The organism is Pseudactinotalea sp. Z1732 (assembly GCF_049724975.1).
In the GTDB taxonomy this organism is placed as follows: Bacteria; Actinomycetota; Actinomycetes; order Actinomycetales; family Beutenbergiaceae; genus CALKWS01.
The window spans coordinates 26,273-44,132 of sequence record NZ_JBMPQC010000005.1 but is presented as its reverse complement, the minus strand read 5'-3'; the positions used below and the strand labels follow the sequence as shown (position 1 = coordinate 44,132).

General features: G+C 70.0%; 19 protein-coding genes and 1 tRNA gene. 3 read left to right on the top strand and 17 right to left on the bottom strand.

The features are described 5' to 3' along the window. Nucleotides 1-6: 6 nt before the first annotated feature. Complete coding sequence (locus ACPL7H_RS10950; RefSeq protein ID WP_424796957.1) at nucleotides 7-1,386, bottom strand: IS1380 family transposase; 1,380 nt, start codon at nucleotides 1,384-1,386, stop codon at nucleotides 7-9. 225 nt (nucleotides 1,387-1,611) lie between these two features. Here ACPL7H_RS10950 and ACPL7H_RS10945 point away from each other — a divergent pair. Further along, nucleotides 1,612-1,685, top strand: a tRNA-Met gene (locus tag ACPL7H_RS10945). Between the two features lie 219 nt (nucleotides 1,686-1,904). Here the strand turns inward: ACPL7H_RS10945 and ACPL7H_RS10940 are convergent. Then, entirely contained in the window at nucleotides 1,905-2,732 is an 828-nt protein-coding gene (locus ACPL7H_RS10940; protein ID WP_424796956.1) for a dienelactone hydrolase family protein, read from the bottom strand. Nucleotides 2,733-2,875: 143 nt separating this feature from the next. Here ACPL7H_RS10940 and ACPL7H_RS10935 point away from each other — a divergent pair, with 143 nt between their 5' ends. Then, a complete protein-coding gene (locus ACPL7H_RS10935) occupies nucleotides 2,876-3,490 on the top strand; it encodes an ADP-ribosylglycohydrolase family protein (RefSeq protein ID WP_424796955.1) in 615 nt (204 codons plus the stop codon). A gap of 62 nt (nucleotides 3,491-3,552) precedes the next feature. Here the strand turns inward: ACPL7H_RS10935 and ACPL7H_RS10930 are convergent, their stop codons facing one another. The 15 genes from ACPL7H_RS10930 to ACPL7H_RS10860 form a co-directional block, all read right to left on the bottom strand. Beyond that, a complete protein-coding gene (locus ACPL7H_RS10930) occupies nucleotides 3,553-4,059 on the bottom strand; it encodes a mycothiol transferase (protein ID WP_424796954.1) in 507 nt (168 codons plus the stop codon). Nucleotides 4,060-4,261: 202 nt separating this feature from the next. Then, on the bottom strand, nucleotides 4,262-5,161 hold the full coding sequence (locus ACPL7H_RS10925; protein WP_424796953.1) for an aminoglycoside phosphotransferase family protein: 900 nt from the start codon (nucleotides 5,159-5,161) through the stop codon (nucleotides 4,262-4,264). Further along, nucleotides 5,158-6,060: an aldo/keto reductase gene (locus tag ACPL7H_RS10920; protein ID WP_424787545.1), complete on the bottom strand. Its 903-nt coding sequence runs from the start codon at nucleotides 6,058-6,060 to the stop codon at nucleotides 5,158-5,160. The genes ACPL7H_RS10925 and ACPL7H_RS10920 overlap by 4 nt, the downstream gene beginning before the upstream one ends. A gap of 52 nt (nucleotides 6,061-6,112) precedes the next feature. After that, entirely contained in the window at nucleotides 6,113-7,501 is a 1,389-nt protein-coding gene (locus ACPL7H_RS10915) for an MFS transporter (RefSeq protein WP_424796952.1), read from the bottom strand. A 54-nt stretch (nucleotides 7,502-7,555) separates the two neighbouring features. Then, nucleotides 7,556-8,848 (bottom strand): FAD-binding protein, encoded by a 1,293-nt coding sequence (locus tag ACPL7H_RS10910; RefSeq protein ID WP_424796951.1) that lies wholly within the window; start codon nucleotides 8,846-8,848, stop codon nucleotides 7,556-7,558. Continuing rightward, nucleotides 8,845-9,405, bottom strand: a complete 561-nt coding sequence (locus tag ACPL7H_RS10905) for a hypothetical protein (protein ID WP_424796950.1) — start codon at nucleotides 9,403-9,405, stop codon at nucleotides 8,845-8,847. Before ACPL7H_RS10905 ends, ACPL7H_RS10910 begins: the two co-directional genes overlap by 4 nt. Next, a complete protein-coding gene (locus ACPL7H_RS10900; RefSeq protein ID WP_424796949.1) occupies nucleotides 9,405-10,937 on the bottom strand; it encodes a DUF58 domain-containing protein in 1,533 nt (510 codons plus the stop codon). Before ACPL7H_RS10900 ends, ACPL7H_RS10905 begins: the two co-directional genes overlap by 1 nt. Beyond that, entirely contained in the window at nucleotides 10,934-11,938 is a 1,005-nt protein-coding gene (locus ACPL7H_RS10895) for an AAA family ATPase (protein ID WP_424787549.1), read from the bottom strand. Before ACPL7H_RS10895 ends, ACPL7H_RS10900 begins: the two co-directional genes overlap by 4 nt. Beyond that, on the bottom strand, nucleotides 11,935-12,453 hold the full coding sequence (locus ACPL7H_RS10890; protein WP_424796948.1) for a hypothetical protein: 519 nt from the start codon (nucleotides 12,451-12,453) through the stop codon (nucleotides 11,935-11,937). Before ACPL7H_RS10890 ends, ACPL7H_RS10895 begins: the two co-directional genes overlap by 4 nt. Next, nucleotides 12,450-13,181: a DUF4129 domain-containing protein gene (locus tag ACPL7H_RS10885; RefSeq protein WP_424796947.1), complete on the bottom strand. Its 732-nt coding sequence runs from the start codon at nucleotides 13,179-13,181 to the stop codon at nucleotides 12,450-12,452. Before ACPL7H_RS10885 ends, ACPL7H_RS10890 begins: the two co-directional genes overlap by 4 nt. Nucleotides 13,182-13,299: 118 nt before the next feature. Further along, entirely contained in the window at nucleotides 13,300-13,794 is a 495-nt protein-coding gene (locus ACPL7H_RS10880) for a dihydrofolate reductase (protein ID WP_424796946.1), read from the bottom strand. Between the two features lie 40 nt (nucleotides 13,795-13,834). After that, nucleotides 13,835-14,632, bottom strand: a complete 798-nt coding sequence (locus ACPL7H_RS10875; protein WP_424796945.1) for a thymidylate synthase — start codon at nucleotides 14,630-14,632, stop codon at nucleotides 13,835-13,837. A gap of 5 nt (nucleotides 14,633-14,637) precedes the next feature. Then, nucleotides 14,638-15,381 carry a hypothetical protein gene (locus ACPL7H_RS10870; protein ID WP_424796944.1) on the bottom strand — a complete coding sequence of 248 codons (744 nt, stop codon included), beginning with the start codon at nucleotides 15,379-15,381 and terminating at the stop codon, nucleotides 14,638-14,640. 5 nt (nucleotides 15,382-15,386) lie between these two features. Then, nucleotides 15,387-15,809, bottom strand: coding sequence for an OsmC family protein (locus ACPL7H_RS10865; RefSeq protein ID WP_424787555.1), 423 nt, complete (start codon nucleotides 15,807-15,809; stop codon nucleotides 15,387-15,389). Beyond that, complete coding sequence (locus ACPL7H_RS10860) at nucleotides 15,806-16,954, bottom strand: hypothetical protein (protein WP_424796943.1); 1,149 nt, start codon at nucleotides 16,952-16,954, stop codon at nucleotides 15,806-15,808. The genes ACPL7H_RS10865 and ACPL7H_RS10860 overlap by 4 nt, the downstream gene beginning before the upstream one ends. Nucleotides 16,955-16,997: 43 nt before the next feature. Here ACPL7H_RS10860 and ACPL7H_RS10855 point away from each other — a divergent pair, with 43 nt between their 5' ends. Then, complete coding sequence (locus tag ACPL7H_RS10855; RefSeq protein ID WP_424796942.1) at nucleotides 16,998-17,822, top strand: hypothetical protein; 825 nt, start codon at nucleotides 16,998-17,000, stop codon at nucleotides 17,820-17,822. Nucleotides 17,823-17,860 lie beyond the last annotated feature (38 nt).

The window sequence follows — 17,860 nt, the reverse complement described above, 5'->3', positions numbered from 1 at the left end:
TGAAGGTCAAGCCGGCGCTGGTAGCGGGCTGCCTGCGGCGTCGAATAGCGCGTCCCAGGCGTGCTGCCAGGGCCAGTTCCTGGGTAGGTGCAGCAGCCAGGAGCGGGCGCGGTTGGCGATCCGGGCTGGGGTGTTGATGAGTTGGGCGCGGATCGTGGCGGTGCGTGCCCGAGCGTGGAACTTGGAGGCCAGTACTCCGGCGGCGCGGGTGAGGTTGAACGAGATCGCCGCAAGCACGGCCCAGGCACTGTTGGCGCTGAAGGCGCCCGAGGGGCAGTGGGCCAACGGCCCGGTCTTCAGGTCGGCGATGACCTGTTCGATGATCGCATGGTCGCGGTGGGCGGCCTCGGCGGCCAGCATCGACAGTGGGGAGTCGGTGAACACCGCATGGTGCCGGTAGGCGGTGAGTAGGTCGCCCTGCTCGGCGGTGGCCGAGGCCGGATTCAGGCGCTTGACCCGGCGCACGATCAGCCGTGCAGCCACGTGGTCGGCCTTCTTGCGGGAGGTGAAGGCGGTGTAGGGGATCTCGGCAACTTCAGCATCGGAGATCCACCGCTGTTCGTCCTGGTCCCAGATCGCCTCGGGGTACTTGATGCCCACCCAGTCCTCCTCGCCGATGCGGGAGATGGCGGCGACCACGGCCTTGTCCATCCGGGCGGTGATCGAAAAGCGCGCCCCACCACGGCGGATGGCGGCCACCACGTGGTGCAGGTAGAACGCGCTGTCAGCCCGCCCGGTGACCAGCCCGCCTGTCCCGGCCCGGCGTGCGGTGGCCAAAGCCTCAGCGATCATCTGCCCCGCGCCCCGGTCGGACTTCACCGAGCCCTTACGCAGTCGCATCCCGGCGATCACCGGCGGCGCCGCCGGCGTGGACAGGGTTGCGACCAGCGCGTTGAGGCCCTTGATGCCGCTGTAGCCGTACCCGGTGCCCTGCTTGGCATACCCGTGGGTCTGGCGGATGGTGTCGTCGATGTCCAGGTAGGTCACCTCATCACCGCCGCGCAGCAGGCCCGGCACCCGGGCGGCCAGGGCGACCAGCAACCGCGAGGCGATCGCGTCCAACTGGCGCACATGGCCAAACTTGTAGCCGCGCAGATGGGTGCCCAGAGTCGTGGGCGCCCGGTGCTCAGTGAACGCCCGGTCCATGCCGCCGTGGCGCAGCAGATCCATGTCGCTGATGCTGTCCGCCCCAGCCACCATCCCAGCCACCAGCGCGCCCACCTTCACATCGGCGTTGGCCCCGGCACTGCCGGCCACGGTGACGTACTCATCGACCAGCCCCGAAAGCCCGGCGGACTCCGCCAGCAGCATCACCGGGACCAGACCCGCGGTGGCGATCAAGTTGTCATCGTCGAACTCAGCGGAGAAGTTATGGGAAACTCGCACTACCGGTGCTCCTGTTGCTCAGCGGTTTGGAACTCTCAACAAGTCCATTTTCGCTGGTCACAGGAGCATTCGGCTGTCACGACCCGCCGCCCACACCGCCCCGACCGGCGGATCCAGGCTGAACCCTGGCCCGGGAGGCGATCGCCGACGTGGCTGACGTCACGCTGATAGGCACGGCCACGATTTGCTTCCCGGGCCGGTGCCGCCGTAGTCTGGGGTTACCGACGCGGGGTGGAGCAGTTCGGTAGCTCGCCGGGCTCATAACCCGGAGGTCGGAGGTTCAAATCCTCCCCCCGCCACTAATTTCAGGCTCGGAATCTGCGGATTCCGAGCCTGAAAGCATTTAGAGACTTGATCGAGTGTCCACTTGGTGTCCAGCAACCCGGTCCAGGAACCCTCTGGTGGCGGGCGCTGAGGCCCGGCCTATGCAACGTGAGGTCCCGGCAGGCAGACACCCGACGTCGATCGGTCGCTGGATCCCGCCCCGGCCGGGATTCGCTCTCACGCCGCGACGGCGGTCAATGGCGCAGTTGCTCGGCCAGAAACGCCACTACCCGGTCGAGGGCAACCCGGGTCGGATGCCCCGGCTCGTCGACGAGGGAGACCGTGAGCACCGCGTGCGCCGACGGCGCGATACCAGCCGCGTTGCCCGGCGAAGAGTCGATCTCGATCCCCTCAAAGGATGTCCCGAGCCTCGCCCGGAGGGTCTCGAACCGCTCCGCAGGGCAACCCCGGTCGTTGGTGAAGCGGAGCCCGAGCACGCGCAGGCCGTCGCCGGCTCGTTCCGTGATGGTCGAGAGATCCTGAGCATCCATGCCGAGGGCGGCACGGCCACGCTTCCCGATTGGCGCAGGCATGACCGGCTGGCTCATGACGGACGCGACGACTGAGGGTTCGAGAGCTGTTGCCAGCGCGAAACCTCCGGTGAAGCACATCCCGACCACGCCGACCCCGGGACCGCCACACTCACGGTGGGCCGACGCGGCGAGTGCTCGCAGCCACCCGACGACGGGGCTCGTACGGTCGGCGAGTTTGGTGAACTCCCGCGTCACGCAGACCTGCACGATCGATCGCAGGATCTCGCGGCCATTCGCCGGGGCTGCGGGGCGCCCGTACAGGGACGGGAGGTACACGGTGTACCCAACGGCGATCAGCCGACGGGCGAAATCGATGACGCCTGGATGCAGGCCGGGGATCTCATGGAGCACGAGAACCGCTGACCCCGAACCACCTCGAAAGACCTCATACGTGCGCCGGTCGTGCGTGAAGTCGAATGCCCGGAACTCCGGGCCGATCGGCTTGCTGAGATTCATACCGACTGCTCCCATCCATGGTTCGCCCAGCATGGTCGCAGCCACCCCCGACCGCAATGGCGAGCCGCAGGGCCACCAGCGAAGCACCAGGCGTACTCCTGGCCAACTACCCAACGCCCTCGACTGCGTCGCCTGAGGCCACCTGCGACTGACATCCGACCGCATGGCTGTCCAAGTTGGGGTCGCGCCGTTCGGCATCCCGGAGGAATCCGGCTGGGACTGAATTCGCCGCTGCCGCTGAGGCCGCCGGTTACACCCACGGCCATCCCACAGGGAAGGTGGCATCAGGTGCGTTCGCCGTCCTGATCGGGGCGATTGTTCGTGGCCAGAGTCTGACTGAGGCCGTCGACACCACGTTGCGGTTGCTACGCCGGCAAGATGATCACGAGGAGACTGTTCACGCCTTGGAGCAAGCCATCCAGGCCGCCCGGGGGAGTGCCAGTGCCGACGTCATCGAATCACTGGGCGGAGAGTGGGTCGCAGAAAAGGCGCTCGCGATGGACCTCTACGCCGCTCTCGCCCACTCCGGTCCCGATGAGGTGCTCGACGCGCTGTCACTCGCGGCAACCCACTCCGGTGACAGCGACTCGACCGGTGCGATGTGCGGCAACATCCTCGGTGCGTTCCACGGTGAAGCAGCACTGCCCCCCGAACTCACGTTCGAGGTCGAGGGACGAAGCACGATCCTCACGCTGGCTGACGACTTCATCTACGAGTTCACCGCCGGCAACACCCTCCATGGTGACGTCGGGCCACTCACGAGGTGGACCGACCGCTACCCGGGCTGGTGAGGAGACCGCCCGAGCACGACGGAAGCAGGCCTTCGCCCTAGCCCGGAGGCTGGAGACTGGTGTTACCCCGCGGGGGCGATCCCGCGGATATAGGCCGCCTGGCCAAGGTGCTGCAGGCAGTCCCCGATCACACTGACCAGGCGGATCGCGACGGTCACCGGTGGGTCCCAGTCGGAGTTGACCACGCGCTCCAGTTCGTCGCCGTCCAGCCTCCCGACGTACTCCAACGTACGGGCGTGCACCTGAGCGTGGTAGTCACGCAGATCCGCAGCGGAGATGCGGACGGCTGCCACGTCGTCCGGAGAGTGGCCGAACCCGGTGTCGCTGACGTCCAAGGGCAGGTCCAGGCGCTCATGCCACTGCGGCCACACCTGCTCGGTGCCGGCGAGGTCGCTGACGTGATCGTCCTGGACCCGGCTCTGGTGCCAGAGCAGCCAGGCGATCGTGTTGGCGTCCGCGGCAGGACGCCACCGGGAAGTCTCCGGGCTCAGCCCATCGGTGAGGTCCTCGACCAGTTCGTCGATCCTGCCGAAGTGGTCGGTCAGCATTGCTCTCGCGTGCTCAGTCATTGATCTAGCATCCCCGCCGGCCGTGACGAGCGCCAGCCCGCACGAGCAGGTGATGCGGTCGGTTGTCCACGACGCCCCGAGCGGGACGTGGATCCTGGGACCGCTGGTACACCCGAGACCAGTTCGCCGACGCCCTGCTGGCGCGGGATCGTTGGCCCGCTGGTGCCCTCCTGCCCCGGAGGGCACCCGCACGGGCGCAGGATCAGCGCCTTGGAAACAGTGCCAGCGCGTCGTCGATCATCCGGTGCCCCTGCGCCTCAAACGCCTCGTCGCCCACCGAATAGGCCCACGCTGCCGTTGCGATCGCCTCGGTGAGCAGGATGAAGCGCCAGTCCGGTCCACGTGGGTCGGACCCGTACCCCTCGATGAAAGCGCGTTCCAGGTCCCCACGGGTACGGAACTGCTGCACGGCGAGCCGGGCCAGGTCGGTCTGCGCCGGCCGCCACCCGGCGCGACCGAAGTCGATGACGGCGAGTTTCCCGGCGTGCACCATCCAATTGCGGGGTTGGTAGTCGCCGTGGGTGGGCACGAGCCGCACCGCTTTGGTGGGGTGGTCGGCGAGCAGGGCACGCAATCGCCTCACCGTGGCCGACGGGATGCGATGCTCCCCGGCCAGCCACCGCAGCGCCCGCTGCTTGCGGGCAGTGTTGAATTCGATCCCCAGGTCGGAGTCCATGCGCCGATCCTGACCATGGAACGCCGCCAGGAGTGCGCCGGCCTGCCGGTAGGTCTGCGGTTGCTGCTCGGAGTCGTTGCCTTGCACGAGTTCCCCGGGCAGGAACTCGGCCACGAGGACGCGTGCGTCGTCGTCCACGTGATGCAGCACCGGCGCCGCACCCAGGTGGCGCAGTGGCCCCACCCAGTGCCGGTAGGCGTCCAACTCCCGGGAGAAATGGTGGTTGCCCGGACCGCATGCCTTGACGATGACGTCCTCGGCGATGCCCGGGGTGCGGACCCGCAGCACCGTGGAATCGATCAACCCCCAACTCAGGTCCGCCACGACATGCGCGCCGGGCAGCCACCGCTGCACCAGGAGCCGCTGGTCCGGCCTCAGCCCAGGCAATGCCGTGTCCCGGTCCGGGCCGCCGTCGGGGCCGGTCATGCCTTCGCGGCCGTGGTGACGGTCTCGAGCCGGCGCAGGTCGGTGGCGGAGAGCCGGAGGTCGGCTGCGGCGACGTTCGCGTGCAGGTGGCGCATGCTCGCGGTCCCGGGCAAGGGAACGACTCGGACGCCGTGTTCCTGCTGTCGGTGGTGCACCCAGGCCAGCGCGACCTGACCGATTGTGGCGTCGTGGCCGGTGGCGATCTCACCCAGCGCTGCCCGGAGCCCGGCGGTTACGGGACCGTCGGTGCGGCGCTGCGGCTGTGCGTGCAGGAGGCCCTGGCCGGTCGGGGAGTGCGCCACCACCACCACGCCCAACTCCGCCGCGGTGGGCAGCAATTCATCCTCGATACCGCGCTGGACCAACGACCATTGCTCCTGCAGGGCCGCAACAGGGTGTACCGCGTGGGCACGCCGCAGATCCTCAGCGGTGACGTTGGACAGCCCGATGGCGCGGATCTTGCCCTGATCGACCAGTTCCGCCATCGCTCCGACGGTGTCCTCGATCGGTACCGTCTCACTGCGCAGGTGCAGGTAGTACAGATCGATCGCCTCGACTCCCAGCCGCTGAAGACTCGCCTCGCTCGCCGACCGCACGTAGGCAGGGTCGGCCCGGGCCTCGAAGCCTGCTGCCAGATCATCGCGCCGCACCAGGCCGAACTTGCTCGCCAGCACCACGTCATCGCGTCGCGTCCTGATCGCGCGGCCGACCAACTCCTCGTTCTGGTAGGCGTCCGCGGTGTCGATCATCGTGACACCGAGATCGAGGGCGGCGTTGAGAACAGCCACCGGATCCCGGTCAGCAGTGCCGGCGTCGTCCTCGCTCAACCTCATCGAGCCGAAACCCTGACGGCCGTAGGTGTCGCCTTCCGGTACGGACCCCGTCTGCGCTGCTGCCATGAGGAAAGCCTATGACCCGCGCCGCAGGAGAGGTCCGGGACGGTCCGGCGCCTTAGCGCTCCTGCAGCTCCTTGCCCGTCCACTCCGGCAGGAACAGGGCCGCTACCCCGGCCAGCACGAAGAAGAAGGCGAACACCCCGAACGCCAGCGGGGCACCACCGATCGAGATGAACACGGGGGTGGACAGCGGCGCAAGGATCGCTGCGACCCGCCCGAACGCCGCGGCGCTCCCGGACCCGGTGCCCCGCAACCGGGTCGGGTAGATCTCCGGCGTCACCGCATACAGCGCACCCCAGGCACCCAGGTTGAACGCCGACATCGCCATCCCGGCGGCGATGATGGTCGCCACCGTATCCGCTTGGCCGAAGAGCACCGCGGCGACCGCCGACAGACCCAGGAACGAGGCCAGCGTGGCTCGCCGTCCCCACTTCTCGATCAGGATCGCCGCCACCGCGTACCCGGGCAGCTGGGCCAGGGTGATGATCAGGGTGTACTCGAAGGACTGGACCAGGTCATACCCCTGCTGTAGCAGCAGCGTGGGCAGCCAGATGAACGCCCCGTAGTAGGAGAAGTTCACCCCGAACCAGGCCAGCCAGATCGCGATGGTGCGCCGGCGCAGGCGCGGGGACCACAACTCCCGCCAGTTCGGCGGCGGCGCGGGATCTCCCACCGGTGGGGAGGGGGCCGCCGGGGTAGCAGTGGAGGCCTCGAAGTAGCGCACCGACCTCTCCGCCTCCTCCTCCCGGCCACGTTGTTCCAGGAAGCGCACCGACTCCGGCAGCGCGTAGCGCACCACCAGGGCGTAGGCCGCCGGGACCATCCCGATCACGAACGCCCAACGCCACCCGGTGCCGGGGTTGACCACGAAGTAGCCGATCACCGCGGCGGCCAGCCATCCCACCGCCCAGAACGCCTCCAGGATCACGATCATCCGGCCCCGGATCCGCTTGGGTGCGTACTCACTCACCAAGGTGGAGGCCACCGGAAGTTCGGCCCCCAGGCCCAGACCGATGATGAAGCGCAGCACGATGAGCATCACCAGGCCGGTGGACAGCGCCGCCGCCCCGGTGGCCAGCCCGTAGATCAACAGCGTCAGGGCGAACACCTGCCGGCGCCCGATCCGGTCCGCGAGCAACCCGCCCAGGCTGGCGCCCACCGCCATCCCGACGAACCCGATCGAGGCCACCACCGAGAGTTCGGTGCTGGTCAGGTTCCAGGCGATGCCCAGGGCGGCCATGATGAACGAGATCAGCGCCACGTCCATCGCATCCAGCGCCCAGCCGATCCCCGAACCGACCAGGAGGCGCCCGTGGGCCCGTCCGAACGGGAGACGATCCAAGCGCTGGGCGCGGGTCATCGTCCCCGCGGAGCCGGCGTCGGCGGGCGCGCCAGGACCGTCGCCAGGGACGGCCGGGTTGGGACTGGTGTTCTGATCGGTCATCGGAACCCTCCTGCGGACACGTGCGGGCGGCCCCGGTACGGGACCCCGTCGAGACTAGCGCCCGGCGCCGGTGCCCCCGAAGACCCAGGTGTCCAGGAACTCGTTGCGGAAGCACCCGTGGGGATCGCACCGGGCCGCCAGGTCGCGAAAACGCCCCAGCATCGGGTAGCGGCGGGCCAGGCGCAGCGGATCGGTGCGGAACCACTTGGCCCAGTGCGGACGGGCCTCGAAGGGGGCCAGCACCTCGTCGATCACCGGCAGTACCGCCGCCACCGGCTCCGGGTCCATGCCCATCGTGAAGTGCACACTGATGCTCCGGCGCCGGTAGGCGGGGGAGAGCCACAAGTCATCGGCGGCGATCGTGCGCACCTCACTGATGTGCAGCAGCGGACCGACCCGCTCGCGCAGGGTGCTCGACCCACGTAAGGCATCCAGCGCCGGGATCGCCAGGTCGCGCGGGAGCGCGTACTCGACCTGGATCTCCGCGCCGGAGGAGGGGGTGAACCCCATCCGGAAGTGCGGCAGCCGCTCGTGCCACGGCCCGGCCACCCCCTGCTGCGGGGTGCACACGCGCGCGTCGGCCGAGCGAACCGGGTGCTGGTCGGCCGGCGCCGCATAGGCGCCCAGCACGCCGGGGGAGGCGCCGCCGTCGGGCCCATCGGTACGGCGCTTCACCCAGACCGAATCGACCGAGTCGGCCCGCCAGGAGGGGAACAGGCTGACCGAGGTGCCCAGCGCGGTGAGGGCGTCGAAGTCCTCCAGCACCAGGTCCCAGGGCACGTCGTTGAAGACCCACTGGCGCACCCGGTACGCCGGCTCGATCCGCATCGTCACGCGCGTGGTCACCCCCAATGCGCCCAGGCTCACCACCGCGCCCTCGAAGTCCGGCTCGCCCCGGGCGATCCGGTGCACCTGCCCCTGGGCGTCGATGAATTCCAGCCCGACGACGGCGGCTGCCAGGCTCCTGACCCCGTCGCCGGAGCCATGGGTGCCGGTGGCGATCGCCCCGGCTACCGAGATGTGTGGCAGTGAGGCCATCGCGTGCAGCGCGAAACCGGCCCGGTCCAGCGCCTCGGCGAGATCGCCGTAGGTGACCGCTGCGCTCACCGTGACAGTCCCTGCTCGCTCGTCGATCTCGATCTGCGGCTCCAGCCCGGCCAGGCTGATCAGGTCACCGGGGGAGTCGGGCAGGGCGTTGAAGGAGTGCCGCGTGCCCAGGGCGCGGATCCTCGGCGCTGCGGCGATGATCCGCCGGGCCTGGTCGAGGCTGGTCGGGCGGTGCAGGGTGCGGGCGCCGAACACGTGGCTGCCCGCCCAGTTGATCCCCGGGCCGGTGTGCGCGCTCATGTCAGGCTGCGCAGTGCGCGCACCATCACCGCAGTGAGACCTACCAGCACCGCCAGGACCACGACGGCGATCCAGACCACCGAGTCCCCGACCCGCGGCAGCGCCAGGGCCAGGTGCATGAACGTCTGCGCGATGACCTGTAGTACCAGGAACGGCCATCCCACCCGCGCCAACACCCGCAGCTCCACCACCGCGTCCCAGCTCACCCCGCCGACCACACGCGAGAGCACCAGGAACCCGTGCACGCAGAACACCACGACGGTCGATTCGGCCACCGTGGGCTCCCCGACCATCAGCCCCCAGCCGAGGAACGCGGCCACCCCCACCGGCAACCCGTAGCCCGGCCAGAACGCCACGGTCAGCGAGAACAGGATCATCAGCACCATCGTCACGACCGAGCTCGCGACCAGCACGCTCGCGCTCACCGCCAGCAGCAGGGCGGCGAGGCGCAGCACCCAGGCCGCCACGACCGGCCCCAGGTGCAGCCGCATCGCCGGCGGCCGCTGCTCGGGCAGGCTCGCCTCGGCCCGGCGCGCCCAGTTCGACACCCGCCCCATCAGCGACCACCCCGCTGCACCGTCGAGGCGACCATGAGGGCCTCCTCGGGGTTCATGGCGGTGCCGTGCCCGTCCGGGTCGCCGACCCAGTGGACCACGTCGATGCCCTGCCGGCGCAGCTCGGCCAGCCGCAACCCGCGCTCCAGCCGGATCAGTTGGAACGATGTGGCAGCGTAGGGATCCAACCGTGCGGTGTTGAGCGCGGGGAGCACGTCCACGGCGATCACCCGGTGCCCCTGGGAGCGCCACAGAGTGGCCACGGCACTGGCCTCGTCGTCCAGGAAGGTGGAGAAGATCACCGCCAGCGCACCGGAGGGCAGTCTCGGGGAGCGCTGGCGTGGCTGCGGGCTGCCCTCCGGTGCGATCCGGGCCAGGCGCTGGGTGATCCGTTCGAGGTGCTTGCCGCCCGCGGCCGGGGCCACCGGGCGTCGTCGCCTGCCCAGGTCGTCCAGCCCCACCCGGTCCCCGCCCTTCAGGTAGAACTGGGCCACCGACGTCGCGGCCTCCCGCGCCAGGTCCACCGAGGTCGCGTGCGTCATCCTGGCCGGGGTGCCGCCGGACCACGTGTCCACGTCCGGGCCGACGTCGTCGCGGGAGTCCACCACCAGCATCACCGTGGCGTCGGCGCTGGCCAGCGTGCGCCGCACGTACAGCGCGCCCAGCTTCTGGGTGCGCGGGTCCAACGAGCGACGCACGGTGGTGCGCCAGTCGATCCGGCGCAGCCGGTCCCCGGGGGTGAACTCGTGGATGTCGTGCAGTTCCATGCCCTCGCCCACGCGGCGTGAGGTGTGCGGTCCCACCAGCCCTTGCAGCCGGAACGGCAGCGGCATGCGCCGCAGCGGACGCGCCGGCGGGCGCACCATCATCGGCACCGGGCCGGCAGGGGGGCAGTGCGAGGCGAGCAGTTCGTCGTGGCTGGTGGCGATGTAGTCCACCCGGAAGCACTCCAGGACCCCGGTGCGAGCGGTCTCCAGGGACATGCCGATGGAGCGGTCCGGCTCGGCCACGACCACCGCCTCGGTGGTGCGATAGCCATTGGTGGCCACCCGCATCCGGACCACCGAGGTGCCCGGCGGGGTGCGCAGGGTCAGGGTGGCGCCGACCGTGCCCGGTTCGGCGGTGCCGGGCGCGCCGGGAGCCGTGCCGGCGCCCGGGGACAGGCCCGGCCGCAACTGCGCCTGCACGTCCTGGCGGGGTTGGGAGAACCACGCCCACGCCGTCCCGAGCACCATCGGCAGGGCGAGCGCGGCGAGGTCGGGCCGGGACGTCGTGACGCCCAGCACGAGTAGCACCATCCCCAGACCCCCGGTCAGCACCGCCGAGGTGCCCGGCACCCAGACGGTCGCCGCACCGCCCGGCCCGGCTGAGCCAGCCGCCCCGCTCGAGCCGCCCGGGGTGCCTGCCTCACCCGAGCGGGCCGCCCCGCTCGAGCCGCCCGGGGTGCCCGGCCCATCAGAGCGGGACCGGGCCGGCTCGGCAGAGGTGGGTTGCGCAGTCGTCGGCCCCGCACCCGGTGAGTGCGCGGAACTCACGACGAAGCGCCGACCGGGGCCTCGGCGCGCGCTGTGGCCGGGGTGGGGACCTCCTCGAGCAGACGCGCCACGATCTGGTCGGCCGAGGCCCCCGCAGCCCACGCCGCGGGGGTGAGCACCAACCGGTGCGCCAGCGCCGGTACGGCCACGTCCTTGACGTCCTCCGGGGTGACGAACTCGCGTCCGTCCAGGACCGCCCGGGCCCGGGCCAGCAGCACCAGCGCCTGGGAGCCGCGCGGGGAGGCCCCGACCTCCACAGTGCTCAGCTCCCGGGTCGCCCCGGCCAGCCGCACGCAGTAGTCCAGGATGTCGGCGTCCACGTCCACCGCCTCCACCCCGGCCTGCATGGCCAGCAGCGTCGTGTCGTCGACGACCTGGTCCACCTCGGCCCACTCGGTGCGCCGGGCGATCCGGCGGGCCAGCACATCGGCCTCCTGGGTCGCATCGGGGTAGCCGACGGACAGTCGGACCATGAACCGGTCCAACTGGGCCTCGGGCAGGGGATAGGTCCCCTCGTACTCCACCGGGTTGGCCGTGGCCAGCACGTGGAAGGGCGCGGGGAGCTTGTGCGAGGTGCCCTCCACACTGACCTGGCGCTCGGCCATCGCCTCCAGCAGTGCCGACTGGGTCTTGGGCGCGGTGCGGTTGATCTCATCGGCCAGGAACAGCCCGGTGAACACCGGCCCGGGACGGAAGGTGAACTCGGTGGCCGCCGGATCGAACACGTAGGAGCCGGTGATATCGGCCGGGAGCAGGTCCGGGGTGCACTGCAGCCGCCGGAAGTCCAGACCGAGCGCTCCGGCCAGGGCACGGGCCGCGAGCGTCTTGCCCAGCCCGGGTACGTCCTCGAACAACACGTGCCCACCGGCCAGGATCGCCGCCAGTGCGGTGCGCAGCGGCTGGGTCATACCGACGACGACGCCGGCCACCTGATCCAGGACGTCATTGCCCAGCCGGGATACCTCCGGCACGGGGAGCGGGGTGGGAACGGGTGTGGTCATGCCAGGCCCTTTCTGAGGTCGAGTCGTTCGAAAGCGGTCAGGTAGTGGCGCATCCGGCCGGCGTCCACGGGGGTGGCGCGCGGGTCGTCCAGGAATGCCACGACCTCCTCACCCAGCACCTGGCGGGCCCGCTCGCGCCCCGGTCCGGACTCGAGATCCACACCGGCGTGGCGGCAGGCTCGCACTCCCGCTGAGTGCAGGCGACGCACGGCGGGTTCGCGCAGCGTGGTGCGGTTGCCGTAGATCGCCCAACTCAGGGTGGAGACCTCCCGCCGGGCGCCGTCGCGGCTCTGGTAGGGCAACCGACGGAAGCGCACGACGGCGGGGACCCCGCTGATCGGGATGGCGGCGGAGATCAGGAGCAGGCTCACGCCGAGCAGGACGGAGTGCCGCCCGCTGAGGCCGATCCAGTACAGCAGGCCGGACAGTGCCACCGCGATCGATGCGGTGATGATCATCCACCGCCGGGACTGCTGGGTCGGGGTCCGGACCGGTTCGGACGTCGCGATGCTCATAGCCGTACCCGGTCCCAACTGCGGGCCAGCGCCTCGAGGTGGGTGACTGCCTCGTTCTGCTCGGCCGGACTCATCGGCTCGGTGCCGAACCGGGCTCGGTGGTACAGGCTGAGCAGGCCGGTAGTGGCCTCCGGGTCGGCCTCGGTGCGGGTCAGAACCGCCACGGTCAGGTCGGTCGGGGTGTCCGCGGGCCGGCGGCTCATCCCGGACTGGGCCGCAGCGTCCTCCAGGGCCAACCAGGCACGGATGATCGCATCGGTGGGGTCGGTTGCCCGGCGCACCTCCTCCCGCGCACTGGTGGCCGCCTCGGTCAGGATGGGGATCTGGTCCTCGGGCGCGACCTCGGCGTCCACCTGCAGGTCGCTGCGCCCCACGTCGGGCGTGAGCGACCTGCGATAGCGCACGAACAACCAGATGGCGATCGCGGCAGCGGCCACCGCCATGAGGATCACCAGCCCCAGGAGCAGCTGGCCCCAGATCGGGCTGATCTCGATGGGCTCGGCGTCTGTGGGGGGCTCGAACGTCTCGTCCCCGGACTCCTCGTAGGACTGCTCCTCGGGTGGGGGGCCTTCCTGGTCCGGCTCCGGTGCGGAGACCTCGAACTCGCGCGCATCCATCTCCCAGGTTCCGATGGAAGGAGCGACCAGGATCGCCAGACCCAGGAGCAGGGCCACCAGGGCAGTGGGCACCAGCGGCGGTACACGGTGTTGCCGTTCGCGCTCGTTCACCATTGACTTCCTCCCCGGAGGATTCCTCCCCGGAGCACTCTAACCGTTTGCCGGGGCCACCTCACTCGGCCAGGATCTCGAGCGGTGCGGCTCGGCCGCACCCCCGGTGCGCCCCGCCCTACTCCCCGGGTACAGCCCGCTCGAACCGCAGGATCCGGAACCGGATTCCGGACTCGCTCTCTCGCCACGCGCCGGTCTCGACCACCTGCCAGGGCGGAGTGATCGGTGGGGCGAAGACGTCGCCGTCGACCTCCAGGTCGATCTCGGTGACGACCAGCACATCAGCCAGGTCCATCCCCTGGGCGTAGACCTGGCCGCCTCCACAGATCCATGCCTCGCTCTCGTGCACCAGCGCCGCCGCTGTGGGAAGGTCCCGGACCACCTCGGCGCCCGGTGCGCGGTAGTCCTCCTGGCGGGTCAGCACGATATTGCGCCGGCCCGGCAGCGGCCGGAACCGCAGGGGGAGCGATTCCCACTGCCGCCGACCCATGATCACCGGGTGTCCGTGCGTGGTTGCCTTGAAGTGCGCCATGTCCTCCGGCAGGTGCCACGGCAGATCGTTGGCGCGCCCGATCACCCGGTCATGGGCCTGCGCCCAGATCATTCCCAGCATGGCAACGTCCCCTCCCAGCGCATCGTCCCTGCGGGTCGACTCAGACCGCGATCGGCGCCTTGATGCCGGGGTGATGCTGGTAGCCGGTCACCTCGACGTCCTCGAAGCGGTAGGAGAAGAGGTCGTCGGCCTTGCGCAGCTCCAACTGCGGGAACTCGAACGGCTCGCGCGTCAACTGTTCGCGTACCTGCTCGGTGTGGTTGGCATAGATGTGGCAGTCGCCACCGGTCCAGATGAACTCGCCCAACTCCAGATCCACCTGTTGGGCCACCATCTGGGTGAGCAGGGCGTAGGAGGCGATGTTGAACGGCACGCCCAGGAACAGGTCGGCGCTGCGCTGGTACAACTGGCACGACAACTTCCCGTCGGCCACATAGAACTGGAAGAACGCGTGGCACGGCGCCAGCGCCATGGCATCCAAGTCGGCCACGTTCCAGGCCGAGACGATGATCCGGCGCGAGTCCGGGTCGGAGCGGAGTTGTTCCAGGACACCGGTGATCTGATCGATATGACCGCCGTCGGGCGTGGGCCACGAACGCCACTGGACACCGTAGACGGGGCCGAGTTCGCCGTCGTCGTCGGCCCACTCGTCCCAGATCCGCACCCCGTTCTCGCGCAGGTAGGCGATGTTGGAGTCCCCCCGCAGGAACCACAGCAACTCGTGCACGATCGACTTCAGGTGCACTCGCTTGGTGGTGATCAGCGGGAACGCCTGCGCGAGGTCGTAGCGCAACTGGTGCCCGAACCGGGACAACGTCCCGGTGCCGGTGCGGTCGGACTTGACCGTACCCTCTCGCAACACCAGGTCGAGCAGGTCCTCGTACTGTCTGTCCGCCATGGGACTCATCGTAGGCCGGGCTCGTCCGCTCCCGGCCCAGGCGCCCCGGCGGTGCCGAGCGCGCGCGGCGCTGGTTGGGTGATCAACTTGGGGGTGGCGCCGATCTCGCGGGTGAACTCCATGGGTGGCGGTCCGAACGCGGAGTCGATCCCCCGGATCATCGACCTGCCCATCACCCGACCGCCGGTGTACCCCACCACCGCGCCGACACCGAAGGGCAGCAACCGGCCGAGCATGATCGAACCGGCCTTGGCCGTGCTGGTGGCGATCACCCGTTTGCGGAGCGTGCGGTTCACGGCCTTGACGGTGCCCAGCGGAACCCGCGTCATCAGTGCCCTGCCCCAGGTCACACTGGTGACTCCGATCTGCTCCTGGAGCAGTTCGGGACCCTTCGGGCCGAGCAGGGCGGTCAGCAGCACGGCTTTGCGGCGCGGGACGTCCTCGACGTCGATCCCGTGCACATCCGCCACCCCCAGCGCGAGCACGCCCGAGGCGCCCAGGAACGCCGCCACCTGCCCGGAGGTGATCAATAGGGCCGCGCCGGTACCCAGCGCGGGCACCGCAGCCACCGCACCGACCGCGCCGCCGGACCCGCCGACCGCCAGCAGGTATCGCCTGTGCAGGATGGCCAGGATCTGCTCCGGAGACGCCTGGGGGTGTTTCGTGCGGATGTCATCGACGTAGGAGTGCACCCGCGCCGAGGGGATCGTGACCGCGGTGTTCAGGAGATCATCCAGCCGGCTCGGCATCGATCTCACCCCTCGGAGGTGACCCGCAGGGTCTGGGGCATGCCCTTGTCCAGGGTGCGCCCCACCGTGCAACCGCGGTCGACGGCCTTGTGCACCAGGTCGATCAATGTGGCGCGCTCGTCCTCATCCAGAGCCTCCATGTTCACCACGATCTCCACCTCACCGCGGCTGTACCGGTTCTGGCCCGCCACGGCCGTGGTCTGCACGCCGACGTAGGCGTCGAAATCGTCACCGAGGGCGCGGGCCAGGGCCCGGTCGGCGCTCATCAGGTTGCACGCGGCCAACCCCATCGCGAACAGGTCCGAGGGGGTGAAGGTGCCGTCGGCTCCCCGCGGACCGATCTTCACCTCGGCTCCGGTGGAACTGCGCCCGGTGTAGGTGTTGGTGCCGGTGCGCTCAGCCCATAGCGCGCTCTGCGAAGTGTTCATGTGCCGATGGTGACACGATCCGTGGGACTTGGCCCACCCGGAACCGGCTCGCCCAACTCGGCCAGGATCTGCAGGTATCGCACCCGGTGGGCGTTCACATCCGTCATCTTGGTGGCGATGTCGGAGATGAAGTCCTCCCGGTAGATCGAATCGGTCAGTACCGAGACCGCGTAGTACAGGCCGGTGAACATCGCCATCGCCACCGAGACCCGCAGGTGCGTCTGGGTGATCACGAGCCGCTCGTCGCCGAAGACGATCTGGTATTGCCAGCCGCCGTCCTCGATCCGCCACAACTCCTGCAGCGTCGGGGTGATGGTCAGTACGCCGAGGGCGAAGAAGAACAGCCCGACTCCCAGGCTGATCACCACCACCTGGAGCAACTGGTTCGAGGCGACCATCACCGCCACGTTCACCAACTGGGCCCGGGACAGTCTGGGCAACCGATCGGCCTGCGGGGTGTTCCGCTTCGCCTGGCGCAGGATCTGTGCGGTCTCGGTGCGCAGCCGGATCCGAAGGATGAGCAGGATCAGCACGGCGAAGAAGACCACGAGCGCCACATCCGAGGCACCGGGGGTGTGGTGGAAGAGCTGCCAGACCTCCGCTGAGTAGAACAGGGCCATCGAGAAGATCAGCAGCAACGGCAGGAAGCGCACCAGGCGCAGCAGCGAGGATCCGAGTTCGTTGCCCACCCGGCTGGCGCCCCACCACAGGGTTGCGGCCAGCCCGTACCGCACCACCAGTCTGATCAGGCCGAGCAGGAGCAGATTGGACCCGGCGATCATCAATCCCGCCCGCCATTGCCCACCGGAGAGGAACACCAGCAGCGCCGGCGCCAGCACGAAGAACGCCAACTCGGACTTACCCACGCTCTGCGGCAGTGTCGACCAGTGGCGCCCCCGGGCCACGTTCAGCCCGGCATAGCCCAGGAAGAGGCCGAGCAGCACCAGCAGGATCGCAGTGGTGTTGAGCCACCACGGCCAATCGAACCGTGCTGCGACCGATATCTCGAACAGCAGCACCGCGACCAGCACCGGGGCGGCGCGGCCGAACACGTCACGGCGAGCCGAGTGATCGTGCACCAGCAACGGCAGCCCGTAGCGACGGAACGTGCGCTCACACGCGGCACGCTCCTCCTTCAGCGTCATGGCGGCAAGCGTACTCACCGGGTCGTTACGCCAGACTGGGGTCGTGACATGTGTTTTCGTTCTCGGCAAGCCGGCCGAGCGGTCCCCGACGATCGCCGCTGCGATCCAGGACCTTCGCGGGCGCGGGATCGACGTGCGCACGCTCGTGCCCGAGGCGGCGAGCGCCGGTGCGGGGAGCTCCGGTGCGACGGGCTCTGGCGGGGAAGCAGGGCCCGACGACGGTGCGTGGCGGGTGGACGGCAAGATGCGGCTGGTGCGGCAGGACCTGACGGGGGCGCGGTTGATCGCCCAGCGTGGCCTGGCCCCCGAGGTGCTGGACCTGTTGACGCCCTGGGCCCGGCGGTGCTGTAACGATCCCGTAGCCACGGCGCTGACCCATCGTCGCGCCGTGCTCCTCGACGTGCTGGCCCGGGCCGGGCTGGCCGTGCCCCGCACGAGCCTGGAGCCTGATTACCAAGACGCGCGCGCCGCCGGCGCCGTGATCAAAGCCGCCGATGCCCGAGCCGGCCGTGGGGCGGGGGTGCTCCTGCCCGGCACCGCTCCGGCCGAGCCCCCGTTTCCGGGCCCCTACCTCCTGCAGGAGCACCTGGAGGGCTGGGAGGCCAAGATGTACGTCTTCGGCGCACAGGTACGGTCCGCCCGCCGGCCCGGCGGCCGGCAGTCCGGCGGTGAGGTCTACACCCCTGCGGCCGACCACGCCGACCTTGCCCGTGCCGCAGCCGGGGCGGTCGGTGTGGAACTGTGCGGGGTGGACCTGATGATCACCGCAGACGGACCCGTGGTGATCGACGTGAACGCCTTCCCCTCGGCCACGAAGATCCCCGGCGCGGCGGGATTGATCGCCGCGCACCTGGTGACCCGGCTCTGAGGCCGGGAGAGTCCGGTGGCCGGGGCCGCGGGTTCGCG

Excerpts from the sequence above, each read along its gene's own strand:
- ACPL7H_RS10905 (WP_424796950.1), bottom strand. The coding sequence starts at position 9,405 with ATGGGGCGGGTGTCGAACTGGGCGCGCCGGGCCGAGGCGAGCCTGCCC.
- ACPL7H_RS10875 (WP_424796945.1), bottom strand. The coding sequence starts at position 14,632 with ATGGCGGACAGACAGTACGAGGACCTGCTCGACCTGGTGTTGCGAGAG.
- ACPL7H_RS10890 (WP_424796948.1), bottom strand. The coding sequence starts at position 12,453 with ATGAGCATCGCGACGTCCGAACCGGTCCGGACCCCGACCCAGCAGTCC.
- ACPL7H_RS10930 (WP_424796954.1), bottom strand. The coding sequence starts at position 4,059 with ATGACTGAGCACGCGAGAGCAATGCTGACCGACCACTTCGGCAGGATC.
- ACPL7H_RS10860 (WP_424796943.1), bottom strand. The coding sequence starts at position 16,954 with ATGACGCTGAAGGAGGAGCGTGCCGCGTGTGAGCGCACGTTCCGTCGC.
- ACPL7H_RS10920 (WP_424787545.1), bottom strand. The coding sequence starts at position 6,060 with ATGGCAGCAGCGCAGACGGGGTCCGTACCGGAAGGCGACACCTACGGC.
- ACPL7H_RS10870 (WP_424796944.1), bottom strand. The coding sequence starts at position 15,381 with ATGCCGAGCCGGCTGGATGATCTCCTGAACACCGCGGTCACGATCCCC.
- ACPL7H_RS10880 (WP_424796946.1), bottom strand. The coding sequence starts at position 13,794 with ATGCTGGGAATGATCTGGGCGCAGGCCCATGACCGGGTGATCGGGCGC.
- ACPL7H_RS10925 (WP_424796953.1), bottom strand. The coding sequence starts at position 5,161 with ATGACCGGCCCCGACGGCGGCCCGGACCGGGACACGGCATTGCCTGGG.
- ACPL7H_RS10865 (WP_424787555.1), bottom strand. The coding sequence starts at position 15,809 with ATGAACACTTCGCAGAGCGCGCTATGGGCTGAGCGCACCGGCACCAAC.
- ACPL7H_RS10895 (WP_424787549.1), bottom strand. The coding sequence starts at position 11,938 with ATGACCACACCCGTTCCCACCCCGCTCCCCGTGCCGGAGGTATCCCGG.
- ACPL7H_RS10940 (WP_424796956.1), bottom strand. The coding sequence starts at position 2,732 with ATGCTGGGCGAACCATGGATGGGAGCAGTCGGTATGAATCTCAGCAAG.
- ACPL7H_RS10915 (WP_424796952.1), bottom strand. The coding sequence starts at position 7,501 with ATGACCGATCAGAACACCAGTCCCAACCCGGCCGTCCCTGGCGACGGT.
- ACPL7H_RS10910 (WP_424796951.1), bottom strand. The coding sequence starts at position 8,848 with ATGAGCGCGCACACCGGCCCGGGGATCAACTGGGCGGGCAGCCACGTG.